This is a genomic window from Inquilinus sp. 2KB_23 (assembly GCF_052115705.1).
Taxonomy (GTDB): Bacteria; Pseudomonadota; Alphaproteobacteria; order DSM-16000; family Inquilinaceae; genus Inquilinus; species Inquilinus ginsengisoli_A.
The window spans coordinates 73,201-88,186 of record NZ_JBFRHF010000020.1 but is presented as its reverse complement, the minus strand read 5'-3'; the positions used below and the strand labels follow the sequence as shown (position 1 = coordinate 88,186).

The window sequence follows — 14,986 nt, the reverse complement described above, 5'->3', positions numbered from 1 at the left end:
GGCCAGAGCCGTTCTTGGTGGCCCCTGGATTGCCCGGTCAAGCCGGGCAATGACAATTTAGGGGTGAGCCTCCGCGGGTTTGCCAATGACGGCTTTTGGGGTGGCTCCGCATTACCGCGCCCACCCTCACAGCTCCAGCAACGCATAGGGCTTGCCGCTCGGCTTCTCGATCCCCCAGGCGACGTTGTAGACCGGCGCACCCCCGGGGGTGTGACCCTGATGGACGCCGCGATGGGCGTGGCCGTGCACCACGGCGCTGACCGTGAAGCGGTCGATCGTCTCGGCCAGCCGCGACGACCCCAGGAAGGGGTAGATCTCCAGCGGCTCGCCCTCGATGGTCTCGGCGATCGGGGCATAGTGCAGCACCACCAGCGACCGTTGCGTCTTCACCGTGCGCATGGCGTTCTCCAGCCGCATCGCCTCGCCCACCGCCACCGCGACGAAATCCTTGGTCTCGGGCTCGCCGAAGGAGCCGAGCATCCGCTTGCCGAATCCTCCCGCGAATCCCTTGACCCCGACGAAGCCGACGCCGTCGATCTCGCAGGAGCTGCCGTCCAGGAGATGCATGCCGCCCTGGGTCAGGATGGTCTTTACCTCGTCGACCTGGCCGCCTTCGTAGTCGTGGTTGCCCAGCACGCCGACCACCGGGATCGGGCAGCCGCGCAGATCCTCCGCCAGCCGTTCGGCCTGGCGCGGCGTGCCGGTGTCGGTCAGGTCGCCGCACAGCACCAGCGCGTCGGCCGCCTGCGCGATCTCGCCGAACAGGTCGCGCAGCGGGTCGGAGGTGTCCTTGACATGGATGTCGCCGATCGCGGCGACGGTGAACTTCTCCCGGTCGGGCATGGCCTTTTCCTCACTCATCGCGCCACTCGCCCTCGCCGCCGACATCGGCGAAGCCCCAATCCTCGACCGCGGTGGCGTAGTCGATCCGCGACAGCATGCGGCCGCGGCACACCTTCATCTGCGGCTGCGGCAGGTCGAGCTGGTGGCGCAGCCGGTCCATCAGCTCGTCCATCAGCCAGCGCGGCACCCGGTCGCGTTCGGTCGGGTAGACCCAGCGGAAATTGAGCAGGTGGACCAGCAGCATCTCCCAATGCAGCTCCATGTAGCCCAACAGCCGCCGCCAATCGATCTGGTCATGCTGCTTCAGGATGACATGGACGACATCGGCGCCGTCGTAGCGGTGGCGCATCTGGATGAAGGCCTTCGACCAGATCAGTTCGGTCGGGGCGACGATCCGCACCGTGCTGCCGAACACGTCGATCTCGCGGGCGTGCTCGAACCACTGGTCGTTGACCGGCATGGTGCCGTTCGAGGAGGCGTAGATCACGTCGAAGAAATGTGACCCCTTGTGCACTTTGCCAAGCCAGCGCTCGTCCTCGATCTCGATGGCGTGGCCGAGGTCGTGGAAATGGCCGAGGATGCGCGGGCTGTCGCCGGCCTTGCAGAAGATGTCGAGGTCCTTGGTCGGCCGCGAGATGCCGGTGTAGGCGCTGACGGCGTAGGTGCCGGCCAGCAGGAAGGGCAGGCCGGTCGCCACCAGCTCGCGCAGGGCGTCGGTGTAGAACCCCTCGGCCTGGGGATCATGCGGGGTCGGCGCGGCGGCGGCGATGATCGAGGGAATGGGCCGGTCCTCATCGTGGCGATCATGGCGATCGCGGACGATGGAGCAACCGGAGCGACACGCGATCGGTTCCGATGAAGGGCAGGGGCATCCGGTGCCGGTCGGCTAGGCGCCGTGTTTGCGGCAGAATTCCTCGGCCTCCAGCGCCCGGAAATCGGCCAGCGCCGTGCCCAGCCGGTCATGCGGCCAGTCCCACCAGGCCAGGGCCAGCAGCCGGGCCTCGACCGCCTCGGTCACCCGCCGCCGCAGCGGCCGGGCCGGGCTGCCGGCGACGATGGTGTAGGCCGGCACGTCGCGGGTCACCACCGACCCGGCGCCGATCACAGCACCGGTGCCGACCGTCACCCCCGGCAGCACGATCGCGCCATGGCCGATCCAGACGTCGTGGCCGATCGTGACCCGGTTGCCGCGGCGCCAGTCGAAGAAGCCCTGGTCGTCGGCCTCGCCCAGCCCGTAGGCGGAGGAGCGGTAGGTGAAATGGTGCTGGGTGGCCCGCCAGGTCGGGTGGTTCGGCGCGTTCAGGCGGGTGTAGGCGGCGATCGAGCAGAACCTGCCGATCTCGACGCACCAGGCCATGGCGCCGTCCATCAGGTAGCTGTAGTCGCCGAGCTCGACCTCGCCCAGCACGGCGTTGGCGCCGATCTCGGTGTAGATGCCCAGGCGGCTGTCATTGACCCGCGCGGTCGGGTGGATCAGGGGCTCCAGCCCCAGGGACTTGCTGCTCATCGGTCGGACTCCAGTGGATCTCATCCGGTGGTCTAGACGAATTCGATGACGGTTCTATTGGCGTCGGGCCGGGAAATCATCGATTCGCGAAGAGGTTGCACCTCTGACGAAATCGGTGCTACCGATCGGACCAATTAGGTGCAACCGGACGGGCAGGGGTCATGGCCAACACCACCTTCGGGATCAAGATCGACGATGATCTGCGCACGCGGCTGAAGGCGGCGGCGGAGAAGCAGGGGCGGACGCCGCACTGGCTGGTCAAGCAGGCCATGCTGGCGATGCTCGACCGGGTCGAGCGTGGCGAGAGCTTCGGCGGGCCTGAGGATGCCGACGGTGTCGACCTGGTCGAAGGCGCCGCCGCGGAGACGGCCGGGCCGCAGCCCTTCCTCGACTTCGCCCAGTCGGTGCAACCGCAGACCGTGCTGCGCGCCAAGATCACCGCCGCCTATCGCCGGCCGGAGGAGGAGTGCCTGCCCTTTATCCTGGCCGGTGCCACCCTGCCCAAGCCGGTGACCGACGGCGCCCGCGACATCGCCCGCACCCTGGTCGAGGCGCTGCGCGCCAAGGGCGTCGGCGGCGGCGTCGAGGGGCTGATCCAGGAGTTCTCGCTGTCGAGCCATGAGGGCGTCGCCCTGATGTGCCTGGCCGAGGCGCTGCTGCGCATCCCCGACCGCGCCACCCGCGACGCGCTGATCCGCGACAAGATCTCGTCCGGCGACTGGCAGTCCCATGTCGGGCAGAGCCCGTCGATGTTCGTCAACGCTGCCGCCTGGGGCCTGGTGGTGACCGGCAAGCTGGTGACCACCAGCAGCGAGGCCGGCCTGTCCGCCGCCCTGACCCGGCTGATCGGCCGCGGCGGTGAGCCGCTGATCCGCAAGGGCGTCGACATGGCGATGCGGATGATGGGCGAGCAGTTCGTGTCCGGCCAGACCATCTCCGAGGCGCTGGCCAACGGCCGCAAGCTGGAGGCCCGCGGCTTCCGCTACTCCTACGACATGCTGGGCGAGGCGGCGACCACCGCGGCCGATGCCGACCGCTACCTGCGCGACTACGAGCAGGCGATCCACGCCATCGGCAAGGCGGCGGAGCGGCGGGGCATCTATGAGGGGCCGGGCATCTCGATCAAGCTGTCGGCCCTGCATCCGCGCTATTCCCGCGCCCAGGCCGACCGGGTGAAGGCCGAGCTGCTGCCGCGGCTGACGGCGCTGGCGGTGCTGGCCCGCAGCTACGACATCGGCCTCAACATCGACGCCGAGGAGGCCGACCGGCTGGAGCTGTCGCTCGACCTGCTGGAGGCGCTGTGCTTCGACCCGGCGCTGGCCGGCTGGAACGGCATCGGCTTCGTGGTCCAGGCCTACCAGAAGCGCTGCCCCTTCGTGATCGACTACATCGTCGACCTCGCCCGGCGCAGCGGCCACCGGGTGATGGTGCGGCTGGTCAAGGGCGCATACTGGGACAGCGAGATCAAGCGCGCCCAGGTCGACGGGCTCGAGGGCTTCCCGGTCTACACCCGCAAGATCTACACCGACGTCTCCTTCCTGGCCTGCGCCCGCAAGCTGCTGGCGGCGCCGGATGCCGTTTTCCCGCAATTCGCCACCCACAACGCCCAGACCCTGGCGACCATCTACAAGATGGCCGGCGAGAACTATTATCGCGGCCAGTACGAGTTCCAGTGCCTGCACGGCATGGGCGAGGGGCTGTACGAGGAGGTGGTCGGCCGCGAGAAGCTGGACCGGCCGTGCCGGATCTACGCGCCGGTCGGCACCCATGAGACGCTGCTGGCCTATCTCGTCCGCCGCCTGCTGGAGAACGGCGCCAACACGTCCTTCGTCAACCGCATCGGCGACCCCGATGTCTCGGTCGACGAGCTGATCGGCGACCCGGTCGAGGCGGCGCGCAAGGTGCAGCCGCTGGGCGCGCCGCACGCCCGGATCGCCTCGCCGCGCGGCCTGTTCGGCGATGTCAGGGAAAACTCCGCCGGCATCGACCTGTCGAACGAACAGCGGCTGGCCTCGCTCTCGGCCGCGCTGCTGTCGGGCGCCGACGCCGTGGTCCGCGCCGTGCCGATGCTGGGCGACGGCGACCGCGACGGACCTGCAAAGGAGGTCCGCAACCCGGCCGACCGGCGCGACCTGGTGGGCCATGTGGTCGAGGCCTCGGCCGAGCAGGTCGACGAGGCCATGGCCCAGGCCGCCGCCGCGGCGCCGATCTGGCAGTCCACCCCGCCGGCCGACCGCGCCGCCTGCCTGATGCGCGCCGCCGACCTGATGGAGGCACGGATGCCGGCGCTGCTCGGCACCATCATCCGCGAGGCCGGCAAGACCCTGTCCAACGCGGTCGGCGAGGTGCGCGAGGCGGTCGACTTCCTGCGCTACTACGCCGCCCAGGTGCGCGACGGCTTCTCCAACGACACCCACCGGCCGCTCGGCCCCGTGGTCTGCATCAGCCCGTGGAACTTCCCGCTGGCGATCTTCAGCGGCCAGGTCGCCGCGGCGCTGGCCGCCGGCAACACCGTGCTGGCCAAGCCGGCGGAGGAGACGCCGCTGATCGCCGCCGCCGCGGTGCGGATCCTGCGCGAGGCTGGGGTGCCGGCCGGCGCGGTGCAGCTGGTGCCGGGCGCCGGCCCGGTCGGGGCGCGGCTGGTGGCCGATGCCCGCACCCGCGGCGTGATGTTCACCGGGTCGACCGAGGTCGCCAAGATCATCCAGAAGGTGCTAGCCGATCGCTTGGACCCGGAGGGCCGGCCGATCCCGCTGATCGCCGAGACCGGCGGCCAGAACGCGCTGATCGTCGACTCGTCGGCGCTGCCGGAGCAGGTGGTCGGCGACGTGCTGGCCTCGGCCTTCGACAGCGCCGGCCAGCGCTGCTCGGCGCTGCGCATCCTGTGCGTGCAGGAGGATGTGGCCGACCGCGTCCTGACCATGCTGAAGGGGGCGATGGCGGAGCTGTCGATCGGCAACCCCGACCGGCTGGCGGTCGATGTCGGCCCGGTGATCACCGGCGAGGCGCAGGGCATCATCGACGGGCACATCGAGGCGATGCGGGCCAAGGGCCGCAAGGTCCAGCAGCTGCCGCTGCCGGAGGCCGCGAAACACGGCACCTTCGTGCCGCCGACCCTGATCGAGATCGACGGCATCGCCGACCTCAAGCGCGAGGTGTTCGGGCCGGTGCTGCATGTGCTGCGCTGGCGCCGCAGCCAGCTGGACCAGCTGCTCGACGCCATCAACGCCACCGGCTACGGCCTGACCTTCGGCGTCCACACCCGGATCGACGAGACCATCGCCCGCGTCTCGCACCGCATCGGCGCCGGCAATGTCTACGTCAACCGCAACCTGATCGGCGCGGTGGTCGGGGTGCAGCCCTTCGGCGGCCACGGCCTGTCCGGCACCGGCCCCAAGGCCGGCGGCCCGATGTACCTGTACCGCCTGCTCTCGACCCGGCCCGAGGCCGGCCCGGTGGCGGCCGACCCGGCCGGCGCCGAGGTGGGCGACAAGCGCTTCCACGCGCTGCGGGAGTGGGTGTTCCATCTGCGGTCGATCGGGCAGGGGGCGGAGGCCGAGCGCGTCGCCGGCTATGAGGCGCGCAGCCCGCTGGGCGTGACGCTCGACCTGCCCGGCCCGGTCGGCGAGAAGAACAGCTACAGCCTGGAGCCGCGCGGCACGGTGCTGTGCATCGCCCAGAGTGCGGCGGGCGCCGCGCTGCAGGTCGGCGCGGCGCTGGCGACCGGCAACAAGGTTGTGCTTTCGGCCCCGGCGGACGTCGCGAAGACAGTGCTCGGCGCCGTGCCGCAGTCCCTGAAGCCGCTGCTGTCGCGCAGCGACGACTGGGCTGCGGCGGCGGCCGATGCCGTGCTGTTCGAGGGCGACAGCGATGCGCTGCATGCGCTGAACCAGGCGGTGGCGGCGCGTCCGGGCCCGCTGGTGCCGGTCCAGGGGGCGGCCCGCGACGACCTCGCCTCCGGCCGCGCCGGCTACGCCCTGGAATGGCTGCTGCTGGAGCGGTCGGTCAGCAACAACACCGCGGCGGCCGGCGGCAACGCCAGCCTGATGACGATCGGGTGAGGCGTCCGGGGTGTCGGGCCGCCAGAGGCGAGCCCGACCCGCGACGGGCGCTGTCGCTCAGCGCTCGATCGACAGCCAGCGCACCAGATGGAAGTCCTGCACGTTATCCACCCAGCCCTTCACGGCCGGCGAGACCGCATGCCTGCTGGCGTAGTGGTAGATCGGGATGATCGGCAGATCGTCGATCATGATCCTCTCGGCCTGCTGCAGCAGTTGGCCGCGCCGCGCGGGATCGGTCTCCGTGGCCGTCCGGGCGATCAGGCTGCGATATTTGGGATTGGCATAGCCCGTTCCGTTCAAGGGTGGTGAGCCGCCCGTCCCAAGCTGCAGGAAACTGTAAGCGTCGTTGTAGTCGCCGACCCAGCCGTTGCGCGCGATGTCGGAAAACCGCCGCCCGTCGAATGTCGCCCGAAACGGCCCCCACTCCTGGGTCCGGAATTCGACGACGACCCCCAGCTTCTTCTGCCACATCTCGGCAATCGCCCGGGCCATCCGTTCGTGGTTCTCGCTGACGTTGTAGAAGAGCTCCAGTTTCAGGGGTCTGTCGGGACCATAGCCTGCCTTGGCGAACAGCTCCTTGGCCTTGGCATCGCGTTGGGCCTGCGTCAGCCTCGCGGCATCGGGTTGCCAGCTGGGGAAATTGAGGGTGCCCCGCGGCACGAAGCTGTAGGCCGGCAGTTCCCGGCCACGTGTGACGCGGGTGACCAGCAAGTCGCGGTCGATCGCCAATGACAGGGCCTCGCGCAGCTCGCGGCTGCTGCGCCACGGTTCATGCGTCAGGTTGTAGGCGTAGTAGTAGGTGCCCAGGTACGGCGTGATGTGGATCTGGCCTGGATTCGCCTGCCGAAGGGCCTCGACCTGCTGGCCCGGCAGATCATAGGTCACGTCCAGCCCGCCGGCCCGGAAACGGCGCAGTTCGGCATCTGCATCCTCGGTCGGGTAGATCATCACCGTATCGATGCGGATCGACGCGGCATCATGGAAATGCGGGTTGCGGGTCAGCTTGACGTGATCCCGTGGCGCGGCTTCGGCCAGCATGTAGGCGCCGTTCGAGACCAGATTGCCGGGCTTGAACGCATCGGCCCCGAACCTTTTGACGCTGGCGCGGCTGACCGCCGAGGTCGCGGGATGGGTGAGGGATGTCACGAAGTAGGGCGCGGGCGCGACCAGCCGAACCTTCAGGGTGATGGCGTCGATTGCCTGGGCACCGAGGTCTGTGGGCGGCTTGGCGCCGGTCCGGATATCCCTCGCGTTCACCACCCCGTCCAGATAGGTGGCATAGGGCGAGGCGGTCTCCGGATCGACCAGGCGCTGCCAGCCGAAGACGACATCGGCCGCGGTGACCGGCGTGCCATCCGACCACTTCCCATCCGCACGCAGCCTGAAGATGTAGGTCAGGCCGTCATCGGCGACCGTCCAGCTTTCCGCCATGCCCGGCACCGGGGTGCCGTCGGCGCCGTAGGCCATCAGCCCTTCGAACAGATCCGCCGTGACGGCGGCCTCCGCGAGGACCCCTATCCGCTGCGGGTCGAAGGTCTTGGGATCATCGCCATTGCCCTTGTTGAGGACCATCTCGGCCAGGGCGGCACTGGAGACGCTGCCGAACAAAACCGCGAACACCAGCCCGCGTGCCAGAGCCCTGACGAAGCGATACATGAGTCCTCCCTCGGTTTCGGCGAGCCGCAGCGGCAGGCCGTTGTCGATGCCGGCCCCCTCGCGCACAGCCCGACGGCTGACATTAGTGTCGAAGGCCACGGGCGCAAAGTCACGGCCAAGTTCCGGGTCGTCCGCTGCGAGTTTCGCAACTGCGGAATCCCGCGAATTCTTGGAACGCCGTGCGACATAAAGTGTTACTATCGCCACTTGGCGCCCATCGGCGCCGCGATGGCATCCCGGTCCTCGGTCACGGAGAGTGCTGATGTTCAATCGAGCGATGGTGAGTGGTCTCGGCGCGGTCGTGCTGGCCGCCGGCGCGACATTCGTCGCCATGGCGCCGGCCCAGGCGCTGACCATGCAGGAATGCAGTGCGAAGTATCAGGCTGCGCAGACGGCCGGTACGCTGAACGGCATGAAGTGGAACGACTTCCGCAAGGCGGAATGCGGCACCGATGCGACCCCGGCCGCCGCAGCACCCGCGGCTGCCGCGCCGGCCCCGGCCGCCGCAGCAGCGGCTCCGGCAGCCCCCGCCGCGGCGGGAAGCGCCGTGTTCCCGTCGGCGGTGTCGGCGAAGTATTCGGCCGAATCCGCAGGCAAGGCGCGGATGCACACCTGCCTCGACCAGTACAACGCCAACAAGGCCACCAACGGCAACGGCGGCCTCCGCTGGATCGAGAAGGGCGGCGGCTACTACAGCCAGTGCAACACCCGGTTGAAGGGCTGATCCTCTATCCGGCGGCGCCGTTCCACGGAGCGGCGCCGCCCCACCCGATCGCGCAGCGACAGGGAGTCGATCATGAGCTTGTTCGACAACATCAAGGGCGCCTTCGGCGACCTCGTGGCCCGCGAGGCGCCGGAAGGCATTCCGGCGCTGCTGTCCAACGCCCTGACCCAGGCGGGCGGGATGCAGGGCATCCTGGCCAAGCTCCAGGCCGGCGGCCTCGGCTCCCAGGTCAGCTCCTGGGTCGGCACCGGCGGCAACCTGCCGATCAGCGGCGCCCAGATCCAGGCCGCCCTGGGCGACCAGCACGTCCAGCAGATCGCGGCCTCGCTCGGCATCCCGGCGGACAAGGTCCTGGCCTTCCTGTCGCAGCACCTGCCCGCGGCGGTGGACCACGCCACGCCGAACGGGACGCTGCCGCCGCCGGCGGCGACCGCCTGAGGCTTGCCTCGGCTTGACCTGCAGCAATCCCCGCCGGCCGGCGGGGATTGGTCGTTTGGGGGGGCCCGACTACAGCACGAAATCGCCGGCGACGAGGGCGTCCGACCCGGTCAGGGCGACGCTGAAATCGGCGGTGCCGTTGCCGTCGACATCGCCCGAGATGGTGGTGACCCCGCCGGCGATGGCATAACGCAGCTCGCCGGCATGGTGGGTGAAGGCGCCGGTGCCGATGAAGTGGAACGCCTGGTTGGCGCCAGCGGCGGCGTTGGCGTCGATCAGGTGCAGGTCGATCCTGTCGCCCTCGGCATGGCTGAAATCGGTGATCCGGTCGGCATTGGCGCCGACCACGCTGTGCGCGGCCGACGAGAACACGAAGCGGTCGGCGCCGGCGCCGCCGATCAGCGTGTCCTTGCCGGCGCGGCCGTCGAGCACGTCGTTGCCGGCGCCGCCGACCAGCCCGTTGGCCGTGGCCCCGCCGCTGAGCACGTCGTTGCCGGCGCTGCCGTAGAGGTTCTCGATCCCGCTCAGCACGTCGCCTTGGGCGTTGCCGCCGAGGCCGGTGCCGGCGGCGATGTCGACGGTCACGCCGACCGCGCTTTCGCTGTAGATCGCCGAATCGATGCCGGCCCCGCCGACCAGGTGGTCCGCCCCGGCACCCCCGCGCAGCGTGTCGTAGCCGACGCCGCCTTCGAGCGTGTCGTTGCCGGCGAGCCCGCTGAGGATGTCGTTGCCGGCCAGGCCGGACAAGGTGTCGGCCTTCTGCGACCCGGTCTGCGAATCGTCGCCGGCGAACAGGGTGATGGCGAGGCCCGAAAGGTCGCCGTTGCTGATCGCCGAATAGGCGGCCGCGGCCGTGATCGAGAAGCCTGTCAGCGTGACGATCGCGCTGCCCGCCTGGGACAGCACCATCCCGGTGACGATTCCGGTGATGCCGAACAGGCCGAAGCCAAGGCCGACGCCGGTGAGCGTGGCGGACACGCCGTCGAAATCGAGATGGGCCTGGGTGGTGGTGATGGAGGCGACGTGCGGATGGCCGAAATCCAGCGACCCCAGAGCCTCGAACGAAAACCCGGCGCCGGCGATGCCGTTCGGCGCGTTCACTGTCAGCGTGGTCATGCGGAGCCCCTGTTCGGTGGCCGGACATCAGGGGCCGGCGACCGCCGTTGAGAATACGATCTTATGCTATCGGCCGATCAAGGGCATCGCCATCGCATTTCGACTGTATTCACGGCCATATCCTGCTTGACGAGGGTGCGAATCCACTGAGTCCAGCAGGAAATCGAGATCGGTAAGATTTTAAATCTTTCATCACTATCCAAAGAAACAAGATTTGAAGCCGATGGCGAACGATCCTGCCGCCTGCCCGGGGCGTCGAGACGGTGGCTGACACGCCGCGGCCATCCTCTGCTAGTGTGGCCGGCCCAACGCCTCCCGATCACCAGCCGGTGCCCAAGATGAGCGCAGACCAGCCGACCCCGTCGCCGCAGACCGCCGGAAACCCCCTGCTCGCGCCCTGGGCGACGCCGTTCGGCAGCCCGCCCTTCGGCGAGATCGCGACCGAGCATTTCCGCCCGGCCTTCGATGCCGCGCTGGCCGAACATCTGCGAGAGGTCGAGGCCATCGCCGGCAACCCGGCGGAACCCAGCTTCGAGAACACCATCGCGGCGCTGGAGCGCGGCGGCCGGACGCTGAGCCGGGTCGCCGCCGCCTTCTTCAACCTGACCTCCGCGCACAGCAACGACGCGCTGGAGGCGGTGGAGCGAGACATCGCGCCGCTGCTGGCCCGCCACCGCAACGCGATCCAGCTGAACCCGGCGCTGTTCCGCCGGGTCGACGCGCTGTTCGCCCGCCGCGCCGCGCTGGGCCTGACGCCGGAGCAGGACCGGGTGCTGGAGCGCTATCACATCGGCTTCACCCGCAGCGGCGCCGGGCTGGACGAGCCGGCCAAGCGCCGGCTGGCGGAGATCGGCGAACGCCTGGCCACGCTGGGCACCCAGTTCGGCCAGAACGTGCTGGCCGACGAGAAGGCCTATGCCCTGGTGCTGGACGGCGAGGCCGACCTGGCCGGGCTGCCGCCGGAGCTGCGCGACGCCGCCGCCGAAAGCGCGGCCGCCCGCGGCCTGGCCGGCAAGCACGCCATCACCCTGGGCCGGTCGAGCATCGAGCCGTTCCTGCAGTTCTCCGCCCGGCGCGACCTGCGCGAGACCGCGTTCAAGGCCTGGCTGGCCCGCGGCGAGGGCGCGGCCGCCGACAACCGCCCGATCATCGCCGAGACCGTGGCGCTGCGGGCCGAGCAGGCCAAGCTGCTGGGCTATCCCAGCTATGCCCATTTCCGCCTCGACGACACCATGGCGAAGACGCCCGAGGCGGCGCTGGATCTGCTGCGCTCGGTGTGGACGCCGGCGCGCGCCCGGGCCCTGCGCGAGCAGGAGGCGCTGCAAGCGCTGGCCGCGGCCGAGGGCGGCAATTTCGAGATCGCCGCCTGGGACTGGCGCTACTACGCCGAGCAGCAGCGCAAGGCCGAATACGACCTCGACGAGAGCGAGCTCAAGCCCTACCTGCAGCTCGACCGCATGATCGAGGCCGCCTTCGACACCGCGCACCGGTTGTTCGGCCTGTCCTTCGCCGAGCGGCACGACGTCCCGGTCTGGCACCCCGACGTGCGGGCCTGGGAGGTCACCGGCCGCGACGGCCAGCTGGTCGGCCTGTTCTACGGCGACTATTTCGCCCGGCCTTCGAAGCGCAGCGGCGCCTGGATGGAGGCGATCCGGGAGCAGGACAAGCTCGACGGCGAGGTCCGGCCGATCATCGTCAACGTCATGAACTTCGCCAAGGCGGCGGAGGGCACGCCGAGCCTCTTGAGCTTCGACGACGCCCGCACCCTGTTCCACGAATTCGGCCATGGCCTGCATGGGCTGATGTCCGACCTGACCTACCCCTCGATCTCCGGCACCAACGTGGCGCGCGACTTCGTCGAGTTCCCGTCGCAGCTCTACGAGCACTGGCTGGAGCGCCCGGAGATCCTGCGCCGCCACGCGCTGCACTACCGCACCGGCGAGCCGATGCCGGAGGACCTGCTGCGCCGGCTGCTGGCGGCGCGCACCTTCAACCAGGGCTTCGCCACGGTGGAGTTCATCTCCTCCGCCCTGGTCGACCTCGACTTCCACGCAGCCGGCGCCGACGCGGCCGACCCGGCGGCGTTCGAGCGCGAGTCGCTGGCGAAGATCGGTATGCCCGCGGCGATCGCGATGCGCCACCGGCCGCCGCATTTCCAGCACGTCTTCGCCGGCAGCGGCTATTCCGCCGGCTATTATAGCTACCTCTGGTCCGAGGTGTTGGACGCCGACGGTTTCGGCGCCTTCGAGGAGGCGGGCGACGTGTTCGACCCCGATGTGGCGAAGCGGCTGGGCGACTTCGTCTACTCCGCCGGCTACCTCCAGGATCCGGCCAAGGCCTATCAGGACTTCCGCGGCCGTCCGCCCGAGCCGGCTGCGCTGCTGCGCAAGCGCGGCCTGGTCGAGGCGGCCTGAACATTTGCGTCGCCTCCACCGCTTGCGGGAGAGGTCGGAGACGCGAAGCGGCTCCGGGTGAGGGGGTTTTGTCGAGGCCGGGACCAACCCTCACCCGGTCTCGCGATGCGAGCCCGCCCTCTCCCGCCAGGCGGGAGAGGGCAACACGTTATCTCGTCATCAATCCCAGCAGATCGCGGTTACCGACCTGAAAACAGCCCGTTCAGCTCCTTGTGCGGCACCGCGTCGGCGGCGTAGCCGAAGCTGCCCTCGTCGTGGATCTCTCGCGCCGCGCGCAGGAAGGCGCCGAGTGCCGCCCGGGCCAGGGATCCGCCGACGCTGATGCGCCGCACGCCGACTGCGGCGAGCTGGTCGACGGTGAAGCGCGCGCCGACCAGGCCCATGACGACATTGACCGGGCGGTCGACCGCGCCCACCACGGCGGCGATGTCGTCCAGGCTGGCCAGGCCGGGGGCGTAGAGCACGTCGGCCCCGGCCTCCTGGAAGGCCTGCAGCCGGCGGATGGTGTCGGCCAGGTCGGGGCGGCCGTGCAGGAAGTTCTCGGCCCGTGCCGTCAGGGTGAAGGGGAAGGGCAGGGACCGCGCGGCCGCGACCGCCGCCCGCACCCGCTCCACCGCCAGGTCGAAGCCGTGGATCGGGTCGGCGTCCCGGCCGGTCGAATCCTCGATCGAGCCGCCGACCAGCCCGACCGCGGCGGCCCGGCGGATGGTCTCGGCCGGCGCCTCCGGCGCATCGCCGAAGCCGCCTTCGAGGTCGGCGGAGACCGGCAGGTCGGTGGCCTCGACGATATCTAGGGCATTCGCCAGGATCTCGTCGCGGCTGATCCGGCCGGCGCCGTCGTTGCGGCCCAGGGTGAAGGCGAAGCCGGCGCTGGTGGTCGCCAGCGCCTCGAAGCCGAGCCCGGCCAGCAGCCGCGCGGTGCCGGCATCCCACGGGTTGGGGATGACGAAGGCGCCGGGGCGTGCGTGCAGGCGCTGGAAGGCGAGGGCCTTTTCGGTCTGGGTCGGCATCGGAACCTCCGGATCGGGTGTGGCGAACAGGTTCGTCTTTTGTTCCGGATCGGTCAAGGCATGGCAGGGGCGGGACACTCGGTCGCTGCCGGTGCGGCGCCCGGGTTGCTACAGTGGCGGGACCGCATCGGATGGACAGTGGAATGAGCCGGTTCTGGAGCCCCGTCGTCAGCAGCCTGACCCCCTATGTCGCGGGGGAGCAGGTGGTGCTGCCCGACCTGGTCAAGCTCAACACCAACGAGAATCCCTATGGCCCGTCGCCGCAGGCCCTGGCGGCGATCCGCGAGGCGGCGACGGATGCGCTGCGCCTCTATCCCGACCCGACCGCGCTGCGGCTGCGCACGGCGATCGCCCGCAGCCATGGGGTCGACCCCGACCAGGTGTTCGTCGGCAACGGTTCGGACGAGGTGCTGGCGCACAGCTTCGCCGCCCTGCTGAAGCACGACGCGCCGCTGCTGTTCCCCAGTGTGACCTACAGCTTCTACCCGAGCTGGAGCCGGCTGTACGGCATCGCCTTCCGCGAGGTGCCGGTCGGCGACGGCCTGCAGGTCCGCGTCGCGGATTTCCGGCAGCCCTGCGGCGCCATCATCCTGCCGAACCCCAACGCCCCGACCGGCAGCGCCCTGCCGCTTCAGGAGATCGAGGCGCTGCTGCACGACCATCCCGACCAGCCGGTGGTGATCGACGAGGCCTATGTCGATTTCGGGGCGGAGAGCGCGGTGCAACTGGTGCCGCGGCACCCGAACCTGCTGGTGGTGCAGACCTTCTCGAAATCGCGCAGCCTCGCCGGGCTGCGCGTCGGCTTCGCCATCGGCCAGCGGCCGCTGATCGAGGCGCTGGAGCGGATGCGGGACAGCTTCAACTCCTACCCGCTGGACCGCCTGGCCATCGCCGGGGCGGTCGCCGCCTGGGAGGACCGCGGCTGGTTCGAGACGCAGCGCGACCGGGTCGTCGCCAGCCGGGAACGCCTGGCCGGGGCCCTGCGCGGCCTGGGCTTCGGCGTGCTGCCCTCGGCCGCGAACTTCCTGTTCGCCCGCCACGCCACGGCCTCGGGTGAGGCCCTGGCGGCCGGGCTGCGGGCGCGGTCGATCCTGGTGCGGCGCTTCGCCAGGCCACCGATCCAGGATCATCTCCGCATCAGCATCGGCACCGATGCGGAGTGCGACCGGCTGGTGGCCGGCCTGGCCGAACTGGTCGATCCGCCGGCCTGACGCCTT

Annotated in this window: 11 protein-coding genes; 5 read left to right on the top strand and 6 right to left on the bottom strand. The window is 70.1% G+C overall.

The genetic code is table 11. The features are described 5' to 3' along the window. Positions 1 to 126: 126 nt before the first annotated feature. The 3 genes from AB4112_RS23995 to AB4112_RS23985 form a co-directional block, all read right to left on the bottom strand. Positions 127 to 861 (bottom strand): metallophosphoesterase family protein, encoded by a 735-nt coding sequence (locus AB4112_RS23995; protein ID WP_441723461.1) that lies wholly within the window; start codon positions 859 to 861, stop codon positions 127 to 129. Beyond that, positions 854 to 1,540, bottom strand: a complete 687-nt coding sequence (locus AB4112_RS23990) for a hypothetical protein (RefSeq protein ID WP_309792333.1) — start codon at positions 1,538 to 1,540, stop codon at positions 854 to 856. The genes AB4112_RS23995 and AB4112_RS23990 overlap by 8 nt, the downstream gene beginning before the upstream one ends. A gap of 189 nt (positions 1,541 to 1,729) precedes the next feature. Beyond that, on the bottom strand, positions 1,730 to 2,350 hold the full coding sequence (locus tag AB4112_RS23985; protein WP_309792332.1) for a DapH/DapD/GlmU-related protein: 621 nt from the start codon (positions 2,348 to 2,350) through the stop codon (positions 1,730 to 1,732). A 161-nt stretch (positions 2,351 to 2,511) separates the two neighbouring features. Here AB4112_RS23985 and putA point away from each other — a divergent pair, with 161 nt between their 5' ends. Then, positions 2,512 to 6,411: a trifunctional transcriptional regulator/proline dehydrogenase/L-glutamate gamma-semialdehyde dehydrogenase gene (gene putA / locus AB4112_RS23980; protein WP_441723458.1), complete on the top strand. Its 3,900-nt coding sequence runs from the start codon at positions 2,512 to 2,514 to the stop codon at positions 6,409 to 6,411. 57 nt (positions 6,412 to 6,468) lie between these two features. Here putA and AB4112_RS23975 read toward each other — a convergent pair whose 3' ends face one another. Next, positions 6,469 to 8,166 carry a peptide ABC transporter substrate-binding protein gene (locus tag AB4112_RS23975; RefSeq protein WP_441723456.1) on the bottom strand — a complete coding sequence of 566 codons (1,698 nt, stop codon included), beginning with the start codon at positions 8,164 to 8,166 and terminating at the stop codon, positions 6,469 to 6,471. A 163-nt stretch (positions 8,167 to 8,329) separates the two neighbouring features. Between AB4112_RS23975 and AB4112_RS23970 the strand changes: the two genes are divergently transcribed. After that, positions 8,330 to 8,791: a hypothetical protein gene (locus tag AB4112_RS23970; protein ID WP_374710593.1), complete on the top strand. Its 462-nt coding sequence runs from the start codon at positions 8,330 to 8,332 to the stop codon at positions 8,789 to 8,791. A 72-nt stretch (positions 8,792 to 8,863) separates the two neighbouring features. Further along, positions 8,864 to 9,229 (top strand): YidB family protein, encoded by a 366-nt coding sequence (locus AB4112_RS23965; RefSeq protein ID WP_441723453.1) that lies wholly within the window; start codon positions 8,864 to 8,866, stop codon positions 9,227 to 9,229. Positions 9,230 to 9,298: 69 nt separating this feature from the next. On the opposite strand, the gene AB4112_RS23960 is transcribed toward AB4112_RS23965, so the two are convergent. Then, entirely contained in the window at positions 9,299 to 10,345 is a 1,047-nt protein-coding gene (locus AB4112_RS23960; protein ID WP_441723451.1) for a calcium-binding protein, read from the bottom strand. Positions 10,346 to 10,683: 338 nt separating this feature from the next. On the opposite strand from AB4112_RS23960, the gene AB4112_RS23955 reads away from it, so the two are divergent. Beyond that, on the top strand, positions 10,684 to 12,759 hold the full coding sequence (locus AB4112_RS23955; protein WP_441723449.1) for a M3 family metallopeptidase: 2,076 nt from the start codon (positions 10,684 to 10,686) through the stop codon (positions 12,757 to 12,759). 179 nt (positions 12,760 to 12,938) lie between these two features. Here the strand turns inward: AB4112_RS23955 and AB4112_RS23950 are convergent, their stop codons facing one another. Then, entirely contained in the window at positions 12,939 to 13,769 is an 831-nt protein-coding gene (locus tag AB4112_RS23950) for an isocitrate lyase/PEP mutase family protein (RefSeq protein WP_441723447.1), read from the bottom strand. 143 nt (positions 13,770 to 13,912) lie between these two features. Between AB4112_RS23950 and hisC the strand changes: the two genes are divergently transcribed. Further along, complete coding sequence (gene hisC / locus AB4112_RS23945; RefSeq protein ID WP_441723445.1) at positions 13,913 to 14,980, top strand: histidinol-phosphate transaminase; 1,068 nt, start codon at positions 13,913 to 13,915, stop codon at positions 14,978 to 14,980. Positions 14,981 to 14,986 lie beyond the last annotated feature (6 nt).